Origin of the sequence: Maribacter flavus (assembly GCF_008386635.1) — a bacterium.
In the GTDB taxonomy this organism is placed as follows: domain Bacteria; phylum Bacteroidota; class Bacteroidia; order Flavobacteriales; family Flavobacteriaceae; genus Maribacter; species Maribacter flavus.
This window is the reverse complement of sequence record NZ_VUOE01000004.1, coordinates 51387-72987: the sequence shown is the minus strand read 5'-3', so window position 1 is coordinate 72987 and position 21601 is coordinate 51387. Positions and strand designations below refer to the sequence as shown.

At 45.2% G+C, this 21601-nt stretch carries 11 protein-coding genes; 6 read left to right on the top strand and 5 right to left on the bottom strand.

Features of this window, described 5'->3' with window-relative positions; genetic code table 11:
• Nucleotides 1–31 precede the first annotated feature (31 nt).
• From F0361_RS18220 to F0361_RS18210, 3 genes are all read right to left on the bottom strand, one after another.
• Complete coding sequence (locus F0361_RS18220) at nucleotides 32–1504, bottom strand: sulfatase family protein (RefSeq protein ID WP_154920829.1); 1473 nt, start codon at nucleotides 1502–1504, stop codon at nucleotides 32–34.
• 28 nt (nucleotides 1505–1532) lie between these two features.
• The gene (locus F0361_RS18215; RefSeq protein WP_154920828.1) at nucleotides 1533–2252 is read right to left on the bottom strand and encodes a carboxylesterase family protein; all 720 of its coding nucleotides are present in this window, start codon (nucleotides 2250–2252) and stop codon (nucleotides 1533–1535) included.
• Nucleotides 2253–2441: 189 nt separating this feature from the next.
• Nucleotides 2442–11039, bottom strand: coding sequence for a T9SS type B sorting domain-containing protein (locus tag F0361_RS18210; protein ID WP_154920827.1), 8598 nt, complete (start codon nucleotides 11037–11039; stop codon nucleotides 2442–2444).
• A gap of 138 nt (nucleotides 11040–11177) precedes the next feature.
• On the opposite strand from F0361_RS18210, the gene F0361_RS18205 reads away from it, so the two are divergent.
• Entirely contained in the window at nucleotides 11178–12299 is a 1122-nt protein-coding gene (locus F0361_RS18205; RefSeq protein WP_154920826.1) for a PQQ-dependent sugar dehydrogenase, read from the top strand.
• A gap of 107 nt (nucleotides 12300–12406) precedes the next feature.
• Here the strand turns inward: F0361_RS18205 and murQ are convergent, their stop codons facing one another.
• Entirely contained in the window at nucleotides 12407–13216 is an 810-nt protein-coding gene (murQ, locus tag F0361_RS18200; protein ID WP_154920825.1) for an N-acetylmuramic acid 6-phosphate etherase, read from the bottom strand.
• An 8-nt stretch (nucleotides 13217–13224) separates the two neighbouring features.
• A complete protein-coding gene (locus F0361_RS18195) occupies nucleotides 13225–13974 on the bottom strand; it encodes a DeoR/GlpR family DNA-binding transcription regulator (RefSeq protein WP_138259432.1) in 750 nt (249 codons plus the stop codon).
• Nucleotides 13975–14170: 196 nt separating this feature from the next.
• On the opposite strand from F0361_RS18195, the gene nagB reads away from it, so the two are divergent.
• Genes nagB through F0361_RS18170 form a run of 5 tightly spaced genes read left to right on the top strand, consistent with a single transcriptional unit; the run spans nucleotide 14171 to nucleotide 21574 of the window.
• Nucleotides 14171–16096 carry a glucosamine-6-phosphate deaminase gene (nagB, locus tag F0361_RS18190; RefSeq protein ID WP_154920824.1) on the top strand — a complete coding sequence of 642 codons (1926 nt, stop codon included), beginning with the start codon at nucleotides 14171–14173 and terminating at the stop codon, nucleotides 16094–16096.
• Between the two features lie 48 nt (nucleotides 16097–16144).
• Nucleotides 16145–17677: a glycoside hydrolase family 10 protein gene (locus F0361_RS18185; RefSeq protein WP_154920823.1), complete on the top strand. Its 1533-nt coding sequence runs from the start codon at nucleotides 16145–16147 to the stop codon at nucleotides 17675–17677.
• Nucleotides 17661–18926 (top strand): MFS transporter, encoded by a 1266-nt coding sequence (locus tag F0361_RS18180; RefSeq protein ID WP_154920822.1) that lies wholly within the window; start codon nucleotides 17661–17663, stop codon nucleotides 18924–18926. Before F0361_RS18185 ends, F0361_RS18180 begins: the two co-directional genes overlap by 17 nt.
• Before the next feature lies 1 nt (nucleotide 18927).
• Nucleotides 18928–20490 carry a glycoside hydrolase family 3 protein gene (locus F0361_RS18175; RefSeq protein WP_154920821.1) on the top strand — a complete coding sequence of 521 codons (1563 nt, stop codon included), beginning with the start codon at nucleotides 18928–18930 and terminating at the stop codon, nucleotides 20488–20490.
• Between the two features lie 7 nt (nucleotides 20491–20497).
• Nucleotides 20498–21574, top strand: coding sequence for an anhydro-N-acetylmuramic acid kinase (locus F0361_RS18170; protein ID WP_154920820.1), 1077 nt, complete (start codon nucleotides 20498–20500; stop codon nucleotides 21572–21574).
• The last annotated feature ends 27 nt before the right edge of the window (nucleotides 21575–21601 follow it).

Sequence of the window (21601 nt, the reverse complement as noted above, 5' to 3'; positions counted from 1 at the left end):
TTTTCTAAAGGGGGTTGCGAATCCCTAGAAGTCAATGCTCATTCTGATGCTTAAAATCGCCCCACCTATACTTTACAGTACGCTTTAAGGGAATCTGCATGCCTCCTGTTTCTTCCAACCAATCATATATGGCGGCGGACATGGATTTGGCTATCTCCTGTTTGTCAGGATCTGCAATTAGGTTATACATTTCATCGGGATCGTTTTCCAGGTCATACAATTCATTTCGGTCCCAAATGCCATGGTACTTCATGTATTTGTATTTATCCGTCCTCATCCCAAAAACGGTGGGTGTCATTGGAAAATCATATTCCCAATAATATTCATAAAACACCTCTTTTCGGGTATTTACATTGGCCACCCCCTTAAGAATTGGAATAAACGAAGTACCCGGCATATGCTCGGGCTGCTTAATTCCCGCTTCGGCCAAAATGGTGGGTCCAATGTCAATATTCTGGACCATTTGCTTCGGACGGATTCCACCCTCAAACAATTCCGGACAACGCACCAATAAAGGCACTTTTACGGACTCCTCATAAAAATGACGTTTATCTATCAATCCGTGTTCCCCCCAACTAAAACCATTGTCCCCCATATAAATAACCAAGGTCGATTCGTCCAATCCTTGCTTTTTTAAGTAATCCATCACGGTACCTATGCTCTCATCGACACCCAAAAGGGTTTCGCAATAATCCACCACCATCTCATGGATATCCCTATTTTCATGGTACATATAATCCACACCGTGCCAGCTTACCCGTTGGTCCGCTACCCATTGTGGCCATTTTAGGTCACGATAGGCACCTGTTTTTGTCTGCTCATAGGTTGTTGGGAGGTCGATCCGTTTTCCTTTGTACTTTCCCTTGTGTCTTTTGGCCGGCTGAAATCCGGCATGAACCGCTTTATGGGATAGATACATAAAAAAGGGCTTTTTCCTATCCCTGCTATCAAGCCAATCAATGGCATGTTCTGTCAATAGGTCGGTAATATACGTGGAGTCCTTATAGGATATTCTTTCTCCGTTTATGTTCAAGGTGGGATTGTAATACACACCCTGGCCAGGAAAACTCTCCCAATGCGTAAATCCGGGTTGTGGTTCATCCCCATGGTCGCCCATATGCCACTTTCCAAAAAAACTGGTTTGATATCCGGCCTTCTCCAAATACTGGGGAAAATAAGTAAGGTTGCCCGGATCTGGTGCTTGATTGTCCACTATGGTGTGGCTATGGGAAAACATACCCGTCAAAATAGAAGCCCTGCTGGGTGAGCACAGGGAAGTCGTTACAAAGGCATTGGGCAAATAAGCTCCTTCCCTGGCAAGCTTATCCATATTTGGAGTTTCCAACCAGGGAACTTTTCCTGTAAAACCCATGTAATCATACCGATGATCATCGGTAAGAATGAAAATTACGTTCCTAGGCTGCTTTTTGTTGGGCATGGAATTTCCTCTCCCAAGAAAAAACAAAGAGAAAGTCAAAAAAACTAGTGCATGTGCTATTTTCATAATATGTATTTTTTAGTTTGAGGTACCATCAATTCTGTAATTGTTGCCTTAAAAACCACGCATAGAGTTCATCCGTAGCATATGCTTTTGACCATGCCTCATGGCCCACATTTTCATATTTGGTGAACCGGACATCGTACCCAAACTCCTTGAGTTTATTCACCATGGACTCGGATTCTTCGACCGGAATCACGTCATCGTCTTCGCCATGGAAGACCCAAATGGGCATTTTCTTATTGATCCATGAAGCATAGGGCAACGGTGTCATCCCACAGACAACGGCCATGGCAGCAAAAGTTTCTGGATATTGGACCGCCATCTCCCAGGCCGCACCCCCGCCACGACTTATCCCGGATAGGTAAATCCTATTCCTATCGATACGGTTTTTTGAAACCACGGAATCCAAGAGCTGTTTTACGGCACGGGTGTTCCACCAACTTTTCGCATATGAATTTTCAGGGGCTAAAATCAGAAATGGAAATTTTCTACCTTGTAAAATGAGGTTTGGTGGCGGAATTCTTTCATTGGGACCTAAATCTTCGGCCACCTCTCCCCCTCCATGCAAGAACAATAAAACAGGAAATTTTTTTTCAGGTTTCAATTCGTATTCCGGTGGATAGTACAGGTAATACTTTAAGGTTTCCGTTACCGATGTCTCCAACTCTCCATCTACCAAGGTATAACTAGGTTGCGAGGCACAACTGTTTACCAAGAGTATCAGGAAAACAAATAAGATGGTTTTATACAAATCAGGCGAATTATATCCTTTGAAGATACATATTTTTTGGCTTAAAAAATGAGTGAAACCCTTTTCGAGAGATTCGTTTCGGGAAGTCGAATACCATTACAAGAGGAAATGTTTAAATTAAAAGCTATTGATTTAATTTTAAACGTATGAAACAAAAAGGGAAGCTTTCCCAGCTTCCCTTACTAAATGTTATCTGTACAATGTGAAGTGTCCCACATAACGGGATTTCCGTTCTCCCAGGGCATTGACCACATACCAGTAGTCGCCTGTAGGCACTTCTTTGCCTTCATAGGTTCCATCCCATCCGGTCACCTTGTCCAATACGGCCACTACCCTACCGTAACGATCATAAATTTTTACCTCCAAATCGTCAAAGAATTCCGTATTTCGTATTTGCCATACATCATTTTGTCTGTCTCCGTCCGGCGTAAAGAAATTGGGAATTTCCAACATTCCTGTAAATTCAAAAGGAAGGTCGACTTCGGCCACACAACCATTGGCATCTACTACCCGAATGTTTACCATTCCACTTCGATTTGTGGTGAAGGTAGTTTCACTTCCATAGGAAACGCCATTAAAGAAATATTCATAATCGCCATAACCGCCTTGTGCCATGGCCACAAGTTCATTGGGACCTGTTTTTTCTGCTGATAAGGTCAATGGATCATACGCATCGACCGTGAATTCCACAAAATTGGTACACCCGTTCTGATGGTAGATGTAAACTGTATGGTCGCCTGGTGCAAGATCTCCCCATTGATAGTCCATTCCCGCATTGGAAGTTATGGCGTCGGTAGCATCTACGGGATTTAAGGCGAACATCAAATCATCCATATTTATATTACCCAACATGTCAATGGTTACCGTGCTATTTGGGAAGATTCCCTCACATCCATACACAACCAACGGTTCGGCAGTTAAATCGACACCAATGCCGATATTAAACAATTCCAATCCAGTACATAAATTGGCATCCTTAATATGAATGGCGTAGGAGGCACCGCCCTGTAAATTCTCAATCAATTGACCAGGCACATATGGAGCAAAAGTTCCAGTACCCGATTCGTCGATGGGGTCGATCATTTCTACCTTATACTCATAGTAAGGCGTAGCACTTACCATGGGGTCATTAAAGGGTGTTCCGCCGGTTATCTCAAAAGTCATAGTGCCATCATTTGCACCTATACACAATTCCGGCGTAGTTTGAATGTTGACGGCCTGGAGCACCTCGGGTTCGTCCACAGTGATGAAATCACGTTCAAAACAGCCGTTTTCATCCTGAATCAATATTTCATAGGTACCCTGTACCAAATCCTCGAAGGTATAAGTTCCCGGAGTTGCCGGATCACTAAAGAACTCATTGAAATTTGGGCCTATGGCGAACTGAATCAAACCGATACCTCCTGATAACACCTCAACGGTAATAGTTCCATCCTGCTCCCCGTTACAACTTACCGTTGTAGGTGCTGCATCGAATACGATAGGGTCTGGCCTCACAATTTGGAAAGGCCCTGTAATGTCCATACATGTGGCCCCGCTGGTTACGGCAATATAGTAGTCCGTACCTTCGGGCAAGCCTTCGAAAGTTCCATTATCCTGTGGTCCCCTGAATAAGGTTGCCGATGCGGACGGATTAAACGCGTCTACCGGGTCTCCGTTATAGAGGTAAAAGGTATCGTCACCCACACCACCATTTACGAAAGATTCTATCCTACCGTCCAGCTCCGAAGCACAGGAAATATCGTCCGGTAAATTGGGCAATAACGTAATACCCGTGGCATTGGTCATGGTTATACCGTTAGATCTTATTGCTAAACAGGTGCTGGCCGCATTGGTCTTCCTTACATCAAATTGATAGGTGATTCCCTGTACGCCTGGTACCAAAACGGAAGTTCCCACCATGGTTTGATAAGGCCCTACCACAACCCCATTCTCCACAGGCGCATATTCATACGTAAAAGAAGGTTCCGGATTTTGGATTGACAATCGCATTTCACCATCACCGCCGCAACCGGGTACCCGTGTCTGAACCAGTAACGGGGCCACTGGTGGTGGCGGATCCACAAAATAAGGCTCCGTAACGAACAAACATCCAAAGCTAGAGGAAACCTCTATGGCATACCATCCGGCACTGATAAAACCACCGCTGGCACCAATAAAAGTTGGCGTGTTCTGTAATCCGCTGGTAGATGCGATATCCATATTGTCGTTGCCGTTCAAATACAGTAATCGATAGTTATAACCAGCGCCTAGAAATCCTCCCGTGGCTCCGGCAGTCGCTGTGGTAGCATCACCCGTTGTGGGATCATAAGCTTCCAAAACGGCATTATTGCCATTGGGACAATCCAGCCCTTGCGGTTGCCTAATCCCCGCATCGATTTGTGGTACTTCATCCAATTGAATATCAAAAATGTTCGTACAAAGCTCAGCATCCCGAATCTCCACTCGGTAGAAACCATATTCCAATCCGGAAAACGTATTGTTGTTGGAAAAAGGCGCTGCTTCAGTGGCGTAGCTCGTACCACCATCGGTGCTGAACAATAATCGGTATTCATACGGCGTACCGTCCCAACCACCGGTTCCGGTCGCCTGAATCTCGCCACTGTCATTACCACAGCCAACATTACCGACCGAACTGGCCGTAACTTGTAGGGGTCCATTAGGGGTACGAATATTGGCCACATTGCTGTCATTACTACAGAATGGAACGTCCGTGGAAACCACCTCAACTATAAGATTACCTCCTGGCAGTCCGGTTATCCTAGCCTCCTCCCCATTCACATCGGGAAAATTGGTGGTATCAAAACTTCCGGTGGCTATGGGCGTACTCTTGGTGATGTCATCGGCCATATAGACCGTATAGTTATAAGTTCCTACATAATCAGATACCGTTATGAACAATTCTCCATCATTGGTTCCAAAGCAGCTAACCGGTTTGGCTTCCGTAATAAATACCGACGGCAATTGTGGGTCGTTTACGGTATGGATAGGAAGTGGATAAGTACATCCACCCGTATTGTCCACAATTTCCATGATATAATCGCCCGATGCCGGCAAATCTACAAACCCAAAGGAAGCACCACTAATAGTTACATTGGCTACCGGTACGACAGAGTTCGTGACAATGGTAAAATCCATCGTACCTACCACATCGATGCGAACGCGTTCATCATTGGCACAGTCCAATGGACTCACAACTGTCAATGTTGGTACAACATCCGTGGGCGGATTTATAGTTGGCAGGTCAAAGGTAGTCTGACATCCATTTCCGTCAATAGCATATACCGTGATATCCTGCGGTGAACCATTGTCCACAATTTCAAAGGTATTGCCCGATTGATAGTTGGAAAAACCGGTGATACTATACTGATATCCGGAGCCGATGGTTCCCGGATCTACAACATTCACGGTAATTATGGTTGAACTATAGCGATTTGCCCCAGGCTCGCAGGCAAAATCTGGAGCCGAAGCCGTTATGCTAAAGTCGGCCGGATTCGTTATCGTATGAACAACCGATAAAACCTCACATCCTCGTTGTGTCACCACCTGAACCTGATAATCCCCTTGTGGTAAATTGGAGAAGGTACCCGTATTGTTTCGGTCGTGTTCCGAAGTAGTTGTAAGGTTATTCAAAATATATGTAATGGGCATATCCTGAGAAGTAAATGGCACCAAAGCATTTGCAGGTCCCACGACCACTTCAATCGTACCGTCGTTGTTGTCACGACAAGTGATATCGGTAGCCAATTCTGAAGTGATAACTGGTTGCGCGGCCTGATTCAGATTGATTCCGGCCACATTATATTCGCAGAAATTGGTTCCGTCGAACATAATTCGGTCCACCACCAAAACATCATAGGTACCGGGAGCCAATCCGGTGAAAACGGGGTCGTCCTCTTGGGTAATGGGTCCCACCGAAGCACCTGTGTAATCGGTTCCCGAAAGGATGTATCCAAAATCACCGCTGCCGCCAAAAGTCGCAATCGTAATCTCGCCATCGGCATCGTTACATGTTGAATCCGTAGAAAAAGTTCCCGTAGCCGAAAGGAAGTTATATACCGTCGCGGTACCCTGACTGGTACATCCATTTGCATCGACCACATCGACCACATAATCCCCCGGACTGGCAACCGTAAAGGTATATACCCAGTTGGTTCCATTATCCGTTGGAATTTGTTCATCTCCTGCCAATGTAAAACGAGGTGTGTTGACCGAATTTGGCATCGCCACCGTAATATCAAAGGAAGTTGAACTGGGATTACACTGGTTCACAACTGTAAATGTGGGAACGGGAAGATCCGGATCCAGTTGGATTACCGTGGCAATATCAAACGAGATACAGCCACCACTATCGCGCACATAAATATCGTAGTCTCCAGCAGGGCCCACAAAAGTCGTGGTACTTACATAATCCGCAGGATAGGCCGGTTCAGGGGAACCATCGGGCACAAAGGCATATTGATACGGACCTCCCGATCCACCACGGCCCTGTACCGTTATCTGTCCGAAGGCATTGCAATTCGCGGGAACATCGGAGATGACATCAATTGCCGGTAGATTCTGATCTATAATAACACTCGTAGCGTCCCTACAGGTATCCGTTTCGTTCACCACGATTATTTGATAATCCCCGGGCAACTCTGGATACGTGTTGGTATATGGTGGCGCAGGGGCCGAAAATGATGGGACAATCAACGTTGTGGTGTTTGTATCATTGTTCAGCAACTCAATTCTTAAAACATCCCCAGAATTATAACCAATGATCTCATAGGCAATCTCCCCGTTTCTGTTCACATCACAGGCTCCAGGTGTTGAAGATGCCGTAATTTCGAGTGTTGAAGGCGCATCAACTGGTGGAATTTCCTGCTCGTACAAACAACCTGTTACTACATCCCTCACCTGTACGGTATAGGCAATACCATATTGGATACCGTCCGTAGCATTACTAAAGGTATGGTCATTAATGCCCGGCGTATTGTTCAAGGGATAAAACGAAGGCTGTTGCGCCAACTTGATTTCATAAGAACCGGAACCGCCGCTCACACTAACGGCATATGTAAAACTACTATCGTCACAGGATGGTGGCAATGGTGGCAAAATAGGTGTAATCACAACTTCATTTGAAGTGATAGTTACCGTATCTATGTCCGTACAACCATTGGCATCCAAGGTAATCACTGTATAGTTCCCTGGAATCAAGTTGGTATCGCTAATGGTAATTGGAAAGGCCGACTGATTTTCCAAACGTGTGATTTCCGTTCCCGTACCGTCCTCGATCCTAAAGTCGAAATTTGGGGTTCCATCGGTAACGCCGTTAATGGTGATTCCTCCGCTCACGACACCACTACCGTCACAAATAGCCGCATCTTGGGTAACCGATGCATCCGGTGGCAAGGTGGTATCGGTACCTATGACGGCATTTGCCGGTACGGTTTCACAGCCTCTGGAATCCCTAACCAAGAAAGGATATGTACCTGCAGGTAAATCTGAGTACACTGTTTGCGAACTCCATCCCATACCGTTGAAGTTGACTTCGTACGGCGGCACGCCACTGGTTCCGTCGGGTATAATGGTTACGACCCCATTATTTGGAGCACCGCAACTTACAGGCCTTGTTATTACCGAAGCAGCGGCAATGTTCGCTGGCGGATTCAATATGAGCGGTGCCGATGTGGCTTCACAACCTGCATTGGTAGTATTGTTATCGGTTATTCTAAATATATAGGTGCCATCAATGGCAGTATCGTAGAAGAAGGTACTGGAGGTATAGGGTGCAGGCGCACTAAACGTTGCCCCATTATCTGAGCTTACCTCAAAGAGACCGGTAGCCGAAGCATACCCTCCGCTTACGTCCACCCGAATCTGGCCGGGCAATCCCCCACAAGGGATTTCCGTGACGACCGCAGTATTGACCCTTAGTTGTGGAGCAACAGTGATTACTATAGAATCGCTACAATTGTTGCCGTCTACCACCTCTATGGTATAATTACCGGGAGTCAATCCATTGAAGGTACCTGTGGGTTGCAAAGCTCCACCATTGATACGGAATTCATGCGTTCCCAATACCGCTGTGCCCGCCGTGGAAGTTACCACTGCGGTTGCTCCGGTACCGGGAACATAACAAAAATCGGATGCCGCATTGTCCAAACTTACCGTAGGTGCGTCAATTTGGGTAAGAACAAAAACAAAAGTATCGGTACAACCCTCCGCATCTTCAGCGGTCAAGGTATAGGTTCCTGGAATCGTTAGGTTGCTAAACGTCCTCCCCGATCTGGGTCCTATTGCTGGCCCTGAAGGTGGCGTCAAGGTATACCTGTTTCCGCCCCAACCTCCGGTAAAATTGGCACGAACGCTACCTATATTTCCATTGGCACAGCTCATTGGGGTGAAGGTGCTTCCACTGATATCCAAGGGGGGAGCGTCCACAATGTCGAAAGTAGCGGTATCCGTACAACCGGTATCGGCATCGGTTACGGTGATGGTATAGGTTCCTATTCCCGATAGCGGCAAGTCGACCTCGACATTGTTTTGCGGGGCACTTTCGGGACCTCCGTTTATATTATAGGTATAGTTGTTCGCAAATCCGTCGATGATAAAAGTGCCGGTACCATCCGTAGCGCCATTACAGACTCGTAAGTCCCCACCGGATTTTACACGGGCCCGAATGGAACTTATTACGGCCGGACTAAAGCCTTCCGTATAGGTACAGTTATTTGCATCGGTTATTTGAAAGATATAGGATGTGGAAGTGCTTAACCCAACAAAGGTTGGGTTGCTTCCATTATTGATGGTCACAGGGCTAACGACCGAGTAGTTAACGATGGCCGCATTGGATGTTGGTGTAAGGGTAACATCCGATGTACCGGCGGCACAACTAATATTGCTTTGTGCGAAATCCAGATTTGTGGGCGGATCTACATCCAAAATAACGATCGGAGTAAGTTCCAATCGGCATCCACCACCATCACGGATAATCGGGATATATGTTCCAGCCGATAAGTTGGTGTACGAAGTGATGCCCGTAAAATTCACCCCGTCAATACTGAATTGATATCCGCTACCCGAACCACCGGTAAAGGGACCGACAAAGTCAATCCTACCACCATTGGTACCTCCACTACCATCACAGGTAACATCGGAAATTTTGGTCGCGGAACCATTTATGTTCCCAACCGTGGTCACCGTTACCGAAGGTAGGGTAATGGTACATTCAAAACCACCTTGCTGATATCGTACTTCAATATTGTTATAAGTTCCTGCGGGAACAGAAATCTGTGGTGCCGTCACCCAAGGATCTCCAGAATTCACCCTATAGGAAAGGTTATATCCCCGGGCATCGTTTATAGTGAAATTAATTCTGGCTCCCCCATTGCTACAGGTTCCGTCAATTCCCGATGCGGTAACATCCGGCGGCAGCAAGTCTTCCACATTGGACGAGGCCGTTATGATACAACCGTTGCTATCGGTAATAACGAAGTCATAGGTTCCTGGTGAATTTACGGTATAGGTCGTAGTTCCGGTATCGGTCGCCGCATTCCCATAAGAAGGCTGTACAGGCCCACCATTAACCGTAAATGTATACGGCGCGGAACCACCAGATGTATTCACCGTGATATCCACACTGGAAATGGTCGCACATCCAAAACTGGAATTTACCTCCGTGGAGGCATCTAGGGGACTTATTCCGGATCCAATGGTTATGGGGTTTCCAAAAGTATCAACCGCAATTCTTGGCGGATTGATTCCGTTCAATGGATCACCCGTACATTGCTGGGTCTCAACTTGGGCGATATAGGTACCGGAACCCACGGCGGAAAAGGTATAGGTCTCATCCGGTATAAAGGCGGTAAATTCCTGCGCCACGCCCATATTATTAAGAAGGGTGTACTTATACGGTCCAAGGCCGGGTGTGGGCGTTACGGTGATGGTGCCCGTTTCCCCGGGACAGTTGATATCCGTAAAGTTTACGGACAAATCCAAATTTCTTTCCAATATTTCAATAGGCTCGTAAGGATACTCACAGGTATTTGGGATATTTCTCAGCCTGGCCTTTACAATATAGGTACCTGGAGTCAAATTTGAGAAAATGGCGCCTTGCCATGGCCCAAAACCGCTTCCACTATCAATACTAAATTCGTAGGCGCTGGACAAGTTGGTTATTTGTATCCGTCCAGGTACATCACAGATATAATCCTCCTTAACGAAGGTTTGGTTGATGGTACTCTTTTTGACCTTGAAATAATATATTTGTCCGTCTGCGACCACCCTATATTCGGCACCAATGGTCGATGGGATGGAACTCGCATCCAAACTGAAGGTTTGCCCCGTGGCCACTTGTGTGTAGCAGGAACCCGTATTGGGACAGTCGTTGTTGATATCCGGAGAACAGGAACCGCCCAACGTCTGCCACGAGACAAAACCGTATGGTCCACCGGATAGACTAATAATCCGATCATCGCTGTTCCCACAAAGGTTAAACCGGGCTACCGTGAATCCGTTACTGCTACAACCTACCTCCTCGTCCGCGCCTTGGATGATGGTCATGAACATTGGAGCCATGGCAGTGGCCGACTTAGTGTTGGAGTCTTTGGTCTTTGAAATATCAAAATCCGAAGAGGTTTCGACTTTCTTCTTGGAAACCGTATTTTCGACCACCCTTTCCACTGCAAGGGTTACCTCACTAAAAATCTTGGTAATGCTTGAATCCGCAAGTGCCGTAGAGCCAACCACCGATAGCAGTATCAGCAGGAGTACATACAGCGATCTTCGCTGTTGTGATGGGTGCATAGGTTAAGTAGTGTTTGGTAAGAAGGACAATGATTTGGGTGTCAATATCCCTCCTTGGTGTAAAATTTTTTGCTTATATTCTCGGTATTAGGATAAAAAATCTATCTTCACTCATTAATATTCTTCTAACGTTCCAAGATGAAAAAAAGTGTATTATTTTTCTGTTTTTTCGTTGTATTGCTCAATTTTTCTTGCGCACAAAACACTGAAAACAAGGTTTCTACGCCAGAAACCGTTCCGTTCGATGCAGAGCTATTCGTCGATGACCTACAGGTTCCATGGGGCTTTACGTTTCTTCCGGATGGAAGTTTGCTGATTACCGAAAAAAACGGTGATTTAATCCGATTTTTAAATGGAAAAAAGACAAAAATCGATAACGCACCCAAAATTTATCAGCGGGGACAAGGTGGTCTTTTGGATATTGAACTGCATCCCGATTATGAAAAAAATGGATGGATCTATATATCCTATGCCTCCCCGGAAGGAGATAGCAAAGGTGGAAATACGGCCATCATGAGGGCCAAACTGGAGGGTGATAAACTGGTCCAAAACCAAGTGCTCTACAAAGCAGTTCCCAACACCACAAAAGGGCAACATTTTGGATCAAGAATAGTATTTGACGATAAAGGGTTTCTTTATTTTTCAATAGGGGAACGCGGGGAACGGGACGTCAATCCGCAGGATATCACTAGGGACGGTGGCAAAATTTATAGGTTAAACGATGATGGTAGTATACCAAAGGATAATCCTTTCATTGGAAAAAATGGAGCAAAAACCGCCATTTATAGCTACGGACATAGAAATCCGCAAGGGCTTGCCGTACACCCTATAACCGGTAAAATTTGGGACAACGAACATGGTCCTCGAGGCGGTGATGAAATCAACATCGTCAAAAAGGGAGCCAATTACGGGTGGCCGGTGATAACCTATGGAATCAACTATAGCGGTACGCCCATTACGGATAAGAACAAGATGGAAGGCATGGAACAACCCATTCATTACTGGGTACCATCAATCGCCCCAAGTGGCATGGTCTTTATAACTACGGACAAATACAACGGATGGAAAGGCAGTGTCCTTGTAGGTTCCCTGGCATTTCAGTATCTGGAACGCTTGGAACTAAATGGAACCAAAGTTACCAGAAGGGAAAAATTAATGGACGGCATAGGACGTGTTCGTTCCATTGAAGAAGGACCTGACGGACTAATTTACGTGGGAGTGGAAGGAAAAGGGATTTATCGGCTAAACCCCAAAAAATAAAAACCTTTAGGGTAAGCCATTTATTCACTGGGATTTTGACATTGGGCATTTTGGTTTTAGTGTTTTGAATTTTTTAATTCTCAAATCCAGGAAAGCAAACACTTTTACTATTTACCGGCCTCCAAGGCCTTTTTTACGGAGCCGTGTTTTTTTAACAAAGCCTCGGCCTCGTCATAACTTACACCAAGACCCTCTACAATATATCTCGTTCCTCGATCCACCAATTTGTTATTAGTGAGTTGCATGTTGACCATTTTGTTTCCCTTTACACGTCCGATCTTTATCATCAGTGCCGTGGAGATCATATTGAGCACCAGCTTTTGGGAGGTACCACTTTTCATGCGCGTGCTTCCCGTAACGAATTCAGGACCCACGTTCACAGCAATAGGAATATCGGAAACCTTTGTAATAGGCGAACCCGGATTGTTAGTGATACAAGCCGTGAGGATATTATTTTTTTGTGCCGATTCAAGACCACCGATTACGTAAGGTGTAGTGCCCGAAGCTGCAATACCAACTACAACGTCGGTTTCATTTATTGTATGTTCATTTAGGTCCAGCCAAGCTTGTTGGGTATCATCCTCTGCATTCTCGACCGCCTTTCGAATAGCCGTATCACCTCCTGCAATAAGTCCAATAACACGTTCATGGGGCATACCAAAAGTGGGAGGAATTTCGGAAGCATCCAAAATCCCCAAGCGGCCACTGGTTCCCGCACCAATATAAAATAAACGTCCCCCTTGTATGAAACGTTCGGCAAGGGCATCCACCAACTGAGTAATCTGGGGGATTACCAAGGCGACCGCATCGGCAACCTTCTTATCTTCTTCATTCATTTTTTGGAGGATGGAAACCGTATCCAATTGTTCCAAATGATCATGATTGGAGGGGGACTCCGTAATTTTTTTGTATTCCATAAAGTTTCTTATAAGATGCGTATGTCACAGTTGCGGAAGACCTCCAACATTCGGTCGGACGGTTCCAACTCCGTTATCATGGTATTAATGGTATTGATATCACAGGTTTTATACCGATGCTGCGAATTTAGCTTTTCCGAAATGGACAATAAAACCGTTTTTTTTGCCGCCTTTATGACCGCCTTTTTTACTTGTACGATATCCCAATCAAACTCCGTAAGCCCATACACGGCATCCACATATCCAGTACCTATAAAGCTATAGTCGACCCTAATTTCAGAAAGATTATGAATGGCGTTCGCACCGATGGATATTTGGGCCTCCTTGGAAATCTGTCCCCCAATGGAAATGACCGTTACATTTGGTTTGTGGGACAGTTCCATGGCTACCGGTAGACTGATGGTAAAACAGGTCAAATTCAAATTATCCGGAATGAGCCGTACCAACTCCATACAAGTGGTACCCCCATCGATAAAAATGACAGCACCGTCCTTTAACAAAGTAACGGCTTTTTGGGCGATGATTACTTTTTCCTCCAGAGCATAGATGTTTGTATTCCTGCTATTACTATTGGTAAAACCCAAGGAAATGGCACCACCATGAACCTTCTTCAATTTGTTCTCGGCATCCAGTTCCTTAACGTCCCTACGGATGGTATCAATGGAAACATCCAAGCTTTCTGCTATATCCGTCAATAGAATCCTATTGTGCAATTCTACTTCGTTCAATAGGATTTGTTGGCGTTCTTCCTTTAACATAGGTATTCAAATAAATAGAAATTGGGGCAAAGATAACTAAAATTTAAACATGCCGTTTTATTCCGTTATAGTATCTAAAATATTAATTTAATCTTAATTATTGCAAAAAACAGCAATTTAAAATTGCAAAAAACAGCAAAATATATTTTTATTGCCTATATTTGCATGAATTTAAAAAGTATAATTCCAATTTTCTATGAAAACCACCATGGTCAAAAAAAAGAGGGACATAAGCCACCAACCCATTGGACAATTTGAGGAAACCCGATTTGAAAAAATCCACAACGTAATTTTTTCGGATTCCAATGAAGCGTCCATTCGCGTAGCGGAAGAGATTGCGGAACTCATCCGAAAAAAACAAAATCAGGGAAGAACATGTGTTTTGGGGCTGGCCACTGGCTCCTCTCCTATTCGTGTGTATTCTGAACTGGTACGAATGCACAAAGAGGAAGGTCTTAGCTTCCAAAATGTAGTCACCTTCAATTTGGACGAATATTTGCCCATGGAAAAAAGCAATATTCAGAGCTATCACTACTTCATGCACGAACATCTCTTCAACCATATCGACATTGACCCAGAAAACGTGCACATTCCGGACGGTACCGTAGCCCCTGAGAATACGGTAGCCTATTGTTTGGGTTACGAACGGAAAATAAAGGACTACGGCGGACTCGATTTTCAGTTATTGGGTATCGGTAGAACGGGACACATTGGTTTCAACGAACCCGGTTCCCATTATAATTCCGGGACAAGGGTGATCACCTTGGACCACATCACGCGTGTGGACGCCGCACCAGCGTTTCTTGGAATAACCAACGTTCCCAGGAAGGCCATCACCATGGGTATCGCCACAGTTCGCAAGGCCAAACGGATCGTGCTTTTGGGCTGGGGCGAAAACAAGGCTGAAATCATCAAAAAAACCATTGAAGGGGAAATTTCCTCGCAGGTGCCGGCAACCTACCTACAAAACCATCCCAACTGCACCTTTATCCTGGATACCGGTGCAGCCTCGGAATTGACAAAAAACAAAACCCCGTGGCTGGTAGATGCCTGCGAGTGGACGGAAGAACTCAAGGCCAAGGCCATCATCTGGCTTTGCGAAGAGACAGGCAAGACCGTTCTGAGTCTCACCGATAAGGATTACAACGACAACGGCATGGCCGATCTACTCGCCATTGAGGATTCGTATGACCTCAACATACAGATCTTCAACAAACTACAACATACCATCACGGGATGGCCCGGCGGAAAACCGAATGCGGACGACACTTACAGACCGGAACGGGCGGAACCTGCCAAAAAACGGGTCATTATTTTTAGCCCGCATCCAGACGATGACGTCATTTCCATGGGGGGAACTTTCGATAGATTGGTGGAACAAGGCCACGAAGTGCATGTAGTCTACCAAACATCCGGAAACATTGCCGTATCCGATACAGATGCCCGCAAATTCGCGGAAATCGCCATGAACTTGAACCCCTCTGAAAAAGTTCAGAAAATCATCAACTCAATCAACAACAAACGGGATAGCCAAATCGATTCCCCGGAATTACGTAGGTTGAAAGGAGATATCAGGCGGTCCGAATCCTATGCCGCCACCCGATACATGGGCCTAAAGGATGCCAACGTCCATTTCTTGGACCTGCCTTTCTACGAAACCGGAACGATTAAAAAGAACAATCTTTCTAAAGAGGATATAGACTTAATGGTAGATATCATAAGCCAGATTAAACCGCATCAAATATATGCTGCCGGGGACTTGGCAGACCCTCATGGCACCCACAAAGTCTGTCTGGACGCCGTTTTAGAAGCCTTAAAACGACTAAAACCGGAACCTTTCATAAAAGACTGTTGGTTGTGGCTGTACAGGGGCGCTTGGCACGAATGGGACATCAACGAAATAGAAATGTGCGTTCCTATGAGTCCGGGACAGGTCCTCAAAAAACGAAATGCGATATTTTGCCACCAGTCCCAAAAGGATGGGGTGATGTTCCAAGGGGACGACTCCCGCGAATTCTGGATGCGTGCCGAAGAACGAAATAGAGATACCGCCAACAAGTACAAGGCTTTGGGCATGTCCTCCTATGCAGCCATGGAAGCTTTTGTGAGACATAAATTTTAATACTCTTAAAAAAGGGCCTATTTTCGATAGGCCCTTTTTAATTTTCCCATGCCCAAAAAGCTATTTGTTGTTTTCCTTCTGACACTTACCAGCTCATGCGGTGTCCTCACCTCCAATATCCCACAACCAAAAAAGGAATTTAGAGGGGTTTGGGTAGCCACGGTGGTGAACATTGACTGGCCTAAAAATGGCTTGGATACGCTCGAAAAACAAAAGGAGGATTTTCTAAAAATTCTGGATTTTTATCAAAACCTCAACTACAATGCCGTTATAGTGCAAGTCCGTGCCGCCGGGGATGCTTTCTACGCTTCGGAATATGCTCCTTGGTCCAGATTTCTGACCGGAACGGAAGGGGAAAACCTCAAGTGGAAAGAAGACCCCTTACCTTGGATGATCGAACAGGCGCATGTCCGTGGATTGGAATTCCACGCTTGGTTGAATCCGTATCGGGCTACCTTCGATTTGAATACCGATATCCTAAGCCCTGAACACGATTATAATACGAATCCTGATTGGATGGTCAAATACGGAACCAAATATTACTACAATCCCGGATTGCCCCAAGTACAGGAAAAATTTGTCTCTATAATAAAAGAATTGACCAGTTCGTATGCTATTGACGGGGTACATTTTGACGACTATTTTTACCCCTACACCATCAAGGACGAAGTGTTCAACGATAGCATCACGTATTACAACTGCTCTTTACCCAATCAGTCTTTGGAAGACTGGCGAAGAAGCAATGTGGACAGCCTTATTAAAAAAAGCTACACAACGATCAAGGAAATAAAACCATGGGTTTCCTTTGGGGTGAGTCCGTTTGGGGTATGGAAAAATAAGTCTACAGACCCACGGGGTTCCGAAACACAAGCGGGCCAGACCACCTATGAAAACCTCTATGCCGACCCGCTCCTATGGATGGAAAATGGCTGGTTGGATTACATAGCCCCGCAAATCTATTGGAGTTTGGACCTTTCTGTGGCCTCCCATAAAACCTTGGTTGATTGGTGGGCCAAGAACAGTGCGAATACTCAAGTATATATTGGGAATGGGGCTTATAAAGTCCGAAATAATAGTGACCAAGCCTGGGAGAAAAAAAAGGAATTGCCCAACCAGTTCAAATTGGCGAGGCAGACCCCGGAGATATCAGGCAATATTTTGTTCAGTGCAAAATCCCTAATGGATAATAACCCGGACGTGGTTTCCTATTTGAAAAAAAAGTATTACAAATGGCCGGCCCTTACACCAGAAATTAGTGGTGGGCAAAAACAACCTTCGGAAAACATTGACATTATCGGCAAGGTACAATCGGATGATTTTTTGACATTGACCATAGCGCACAATGATGCAATTCAATATGCACTTGTATATAAATCGGGAAAAAGAACGGCATCGGAATTAAAAGCCAAGAAACTTCTTGACAAGATTTTTATTGAGGCGGAATCAAATCAGGTCCAAATACCAAAGTCGGTTCTCAAAGGAAAGCGAATTGCGGTTACTTTTTTGGACCGATATGGGCGGGAATCCCAACCAACAATCATACATTTAAAACAAATATCAGGGTATGGCAGAAAAAGATAAGGGCGCATGGGGCTGGGTGCCCATTTTATATTTCACGCAAGGCCTGCCCTATGTGTTGGTGGTGACCGTTTCGGTCATCATGTACAAGCAGTTGGGCGTCAGCAATTCGGACATTGGACTGTATACCAGTTGGCTGTACTTACCTTGGGTAATAAAACCCCTTTGGAGTCCCTTGGTAGACCTCAAAAGTACCAAGCGAAAGTGGTTTTTGGCCATGCAGCTGCTCATCGCAATTGCCTTATTGGGCGTAGGATTGAGCATCCCCACCAATATGTTTTTTATAACAACCCTCGCCTGTTTTTGGATGGCGGCCTTTGCATCGGCCACAAACGACATCGCTTCGGATGGGTATTATATGCTGGGACTAACGGAAAAAAAGCAATCCTTCTTCGTGGGTATGCGAAGTACCTTTTATCGATTGGCGATGGTCACAGGAGAAGGGCTGATCGTTATTATGGCCGGATTTCTGGAAAACAAATACGGGGACAATTCCAAGGCCTGGAGCATGACCATGATCGCCGCGGCCGTTCTCATGCTGTTGCTCACCATTTCCAATTTCTTTGTGACCCCAAAATATGAATCCGAAGCATCGAATGTTACCGAAAAACCCAAAAGCTTCCTGGAAGTTTTTAAATCCTTTTTTCAGAAGAAAAATATTGGAATCGCGTTGGCGTTCATTTTGACGTACCGACTAGGGGAATCGCAATTGGTAAAAATGGCGGCACCGTTCATGCTGGACAGTCAGGAAAAAGGAGGGCTGGGCTATTCCACGGAACTTATAGGGACCATTTTTGGTACGGCAGGTGTTATCATGCTTTCTATTGGGGGTATTCTGGGCGGTATCCTGATTTCCCGCGACGGACTCAAAAAATGGATGCTTCCCATGGTGCTTTCCCTAAACTTGCCGAATATTTTGTACGCCCTTTTGGCGATTACCAAAACCACGCATGTCATACCAGTAACCGCCACCGTTATGTTCGAGAAATTTGGGTATGGTTTCGGCTTTGCGGCTTTTCTCATGTATCTTATTTATATAGCCGAAGGCAGGTCCAAGACAAGCCACTATGCCATTGCCACAGGATTTATGGCACTCGGCATGATGCTTCCTGGGATGATCAGCGGATATATGCAACAGTGGTTGGGGTACGACGGATTCTTTATTTGGGTCGTTATCGCGGCCTTGCCTGCTTTGATATTATTAAAATACATCACCTACCCACCTGAATTCGGTAAGAAAACCGATAACTAGTATGAAGTCGCTACCTAACTATACCGAAGCCAAAAACACCTTAAGTACTGTGGAAAAAATTGGTCAATTTTTCATGCCCGCAGCGTTTATCAACGATACGGAAGAAGAAATCCGTGCCTTGGAAGATTTGATCAGGAATCAGGGTGTCGGTGGAATCTGCTTTTTTCATTCAAGGGCCAGCGCAGCTACCAATTTTGAGGGTAAAAAGGAGGTCTTACGAAACGAGCAAAGTTTTGATACCTTAAAATCCCTCATAAAAAGATATCAGTCAGCATCAAAATATCCCCTTTTTATTGCAATCGATGCGGAATGGGGCTTGGCGATGCGCGTTGAAAATACCCCTCAATATCCCTACGCCATCACTTTGGGGGCGTTTACCGGAAACGAGGAACTTATTTATGAAGTAGGGAAAAAGATTGCCCAGGACTGTTTGGCGGCCGGAATCCATTGGAACCTTTCCCCGGTAGTGGATATCAATAACAACCCCAACAACCCTGTGATCGGGTATCGGTCTTTTGGAGATGACCGGGAACAAGTAACGCAAAAAGCATTGGCCTACATAAAAGGAACGGAAAGTGTTGGCGTATTGACAAGCATCAAACATTTTCCGGGACACGGGGATACCTCCGTAGATTCACATTTGGGGATTCCGGTCATTGATAAATCGAAGAAGGAGCTTTTGGAAAATGAACTATATCCGTTTCAAAAAATAATATCAGAAGGCGTGGATGCCGTAATGGTGGGCCATTTGTCCTTGCCGGCTTTGGCAAATGGCTCGGATACTCCCGCAAGTATTTCGAGGGAAATCTGTACCGATTTTTTACGGGGCGAACTACATTTTAAGGGCGTTGTCATCTCCGATGCCCTGAACATGCATGCCGTTTCAAAAATCTATCCCGTGCCCGGTGAGCTGGAATGGCTCGCCTTCAATGCAGGAAACGATATCCTTTGCTTTGCCGAACACGTAAAGGAAGGCATTGAGACCATCGCAATAAATAGTACTGCAAAACAGCTTGAAGAAACCTTTGAACGCGTATGGAAGCTCAAGGTAAAGGCGATGGGAAATCCATTTTGGAAGGGATTCGGCGAACTTTCGGATAGCAGTAAGTTAAACAAGGAAATCGCAACGGAAAGCATCACGCTATACCATGGCACCGAAACCGATATCAAATCTTTCAGGAAAAAAGACTTTTGTACCCTTACCCTAAAACGTTCCCAAGAAAACGCTTCAAAGGAGGATATCCTTTCTTTTTTGGAGGAAGCCAAACAGGAAACCAAACAAGAGAAAAATATTCTTTTACTGGTAACCCCGCCCAAAGTGAAGCCCGCGAACCAATTTGGTTTCTTTCAAGAAGAAATTGATTTCATCAATGCAATGCTAGAGGAAAAGAACGTGGTACTGTACCATTTTGGAAATCCATATTCCCTAAAGCTTTTTGATGTAAAAAAATCCGTTGCAACCGTATTGGTCTATCAAGATTTTACCGAGTTTCAGGATGTGGCCACGGAACATTTCTTGGGAAAAATAAAGGCGCATGGAAAATTACCTGTTTCATTAACGTAACGTAACTATGAATAAATACAAAGTCATCGGTATGATGTCCGGCACCTCATTGGACGGTCTGGACCTGGCCTTTTGCCATTTTTGGAAACATAAGGACCGATGGGAGTTCGAGATCAAGGCAACAAAAAGCATATCCTATACACCGGAAATGCAGAACGAGCTCAAGGATGCCATTCACCTTTCGGCCGAAAAATTGCTGCAACTGCACAACGAGTACGGAAGTTGGCTTGGGGCAAGGGCCAAGGAATTCATCGCTGAAAATAATCTGGAGACCGATTTTATTGCAAGCCACGGCCATACCTCGCATCATAGGCCGGAACTTGGACTCACCTTCCAGTTGGGATCGGGGCAGCATTTGGCCAATGCTTCCGGACATCAAGTAATCTGCGACTTTAGAATTAGCGACCTCGCCTTGGGCGGACAAGGTGCGCCTCTGGTTCCCATTGGTGACCGATTGCTTTTCAGTGCATATGATTTTTGCCTCAACCTTGGGGGTATCAGCAACATCTCCTTTGAATCCAAAGGTAGCAGGATTGCCTATGATATCGGCCTGGCGAATATGATCTTGAATCACATCACCAGAAAAATCGGACTGAATTATGATGAAAACGGGACCATGGCAAAATCGGGCAACATCAACCCAGAGATGTTGAAAAAGCTCAATGACCTTAATTACTATTTATTGCCACACCCCAAATCGATTGGATATGAATGGTTTTTGGAGGAGGTCGTTCCTATTGTAGAAGCCACTAAGGACAGTACAGAGAACCTTTTACACACCGCCGTTCATCACATTTGCGAAAAAATTGCCCAGCAAGTTTCCTTGAATTCGGGAAAGCAAGCCCAAAAATTATTCATCACCGGAGGAGGTGCCCTGAACACCTTTCTCATTGAAACACTGAAGCAAAAACTAAATAAAAATATAGAAGTCGTTGTGCCGGAAAAAAAAATAATTGAATTCAAGGAAGCGCTGGTTTTCGCGTTCATGGGGGTATTAAGGTGGGAAAGGGAAATCAATGTCCTCAAAACGGTGACCGGTGCCAAACGGGATTCCTCGAGCGGAGTCATTTTTTTACCCAATTGAAGTATTTTCATTAAATTTCTATCTTAA

Bases quoted from the DNA above. Each gene is read 5' to 3' on its own strand.
- F0361_RS18185 (WP_154920823.1), top strand. From the start codon at position 16,145: ATGCCCAAAAAGCTATTTGTTGTTTTCCTTCTGACACTTACCAGCTCA.
- F0361_RS18170 (WP_154920820.1), top strand. From the start codon at position 20,498: ATGAATAAATACAAAGTCATCGGTATGATGTCCGGCACCTCATTGGAC.
- F0361_RS18220 (WP_154920829.1), bottom strand. From the start codon at position 1,504: ATGAAAATAGCACATGCACTAGTTTTTTTGACTTTCTCTTTGTTTTTT.
- F0361_RS18180 (WP_154920822.1), top strand. From the start codon at position 17,661: ATGGCAGAAAAAGATAAGGGCGCATGGGGCTGGGTGCCCATTTTATAT.
- nagB (WP_154920824.1), top strand. From the start codon at position 14,171: ATGAAAACCACCATGGTCAAAAAAAAGAGGGACATAAGCCACCAACCC.
- F0361_RS18210 (WP_154920827.1), bottom strand. From the start codon at position 11,039: ATGCACCCATCACAACAGCGAAGATCGCTGTATGTACTCCTGCTGATA.
- F0361_RS18205 (WP_154920826.1), top strand. From the start codon at position 11,178: ATGAAAAAAAGTGTATTATTTTTCTGTTTTTTCGTTGTATTGCTCAAT.
- F0361_RS18175 (WP_154920821.1), top strand. From the start codon at position 18,928: ATGAAGTCGCTACCTAACTATACCGAAGCCAAAAACACCTTAAGTACT.
- murQ (WP_154920825.1), bottom strand. From the start codon at position 13,216: ATGGAATACAAAAAAATTACGGAGTCCCCCTCCAATCATGATCATTTG.
- F0361_RS18195 (WP_138259432.1), bottom strand. From the start codon at position 13,974: ATGTTAAAGGAAGAACGCCAACAAATCCTATTGAACGAAGTAGAATTG.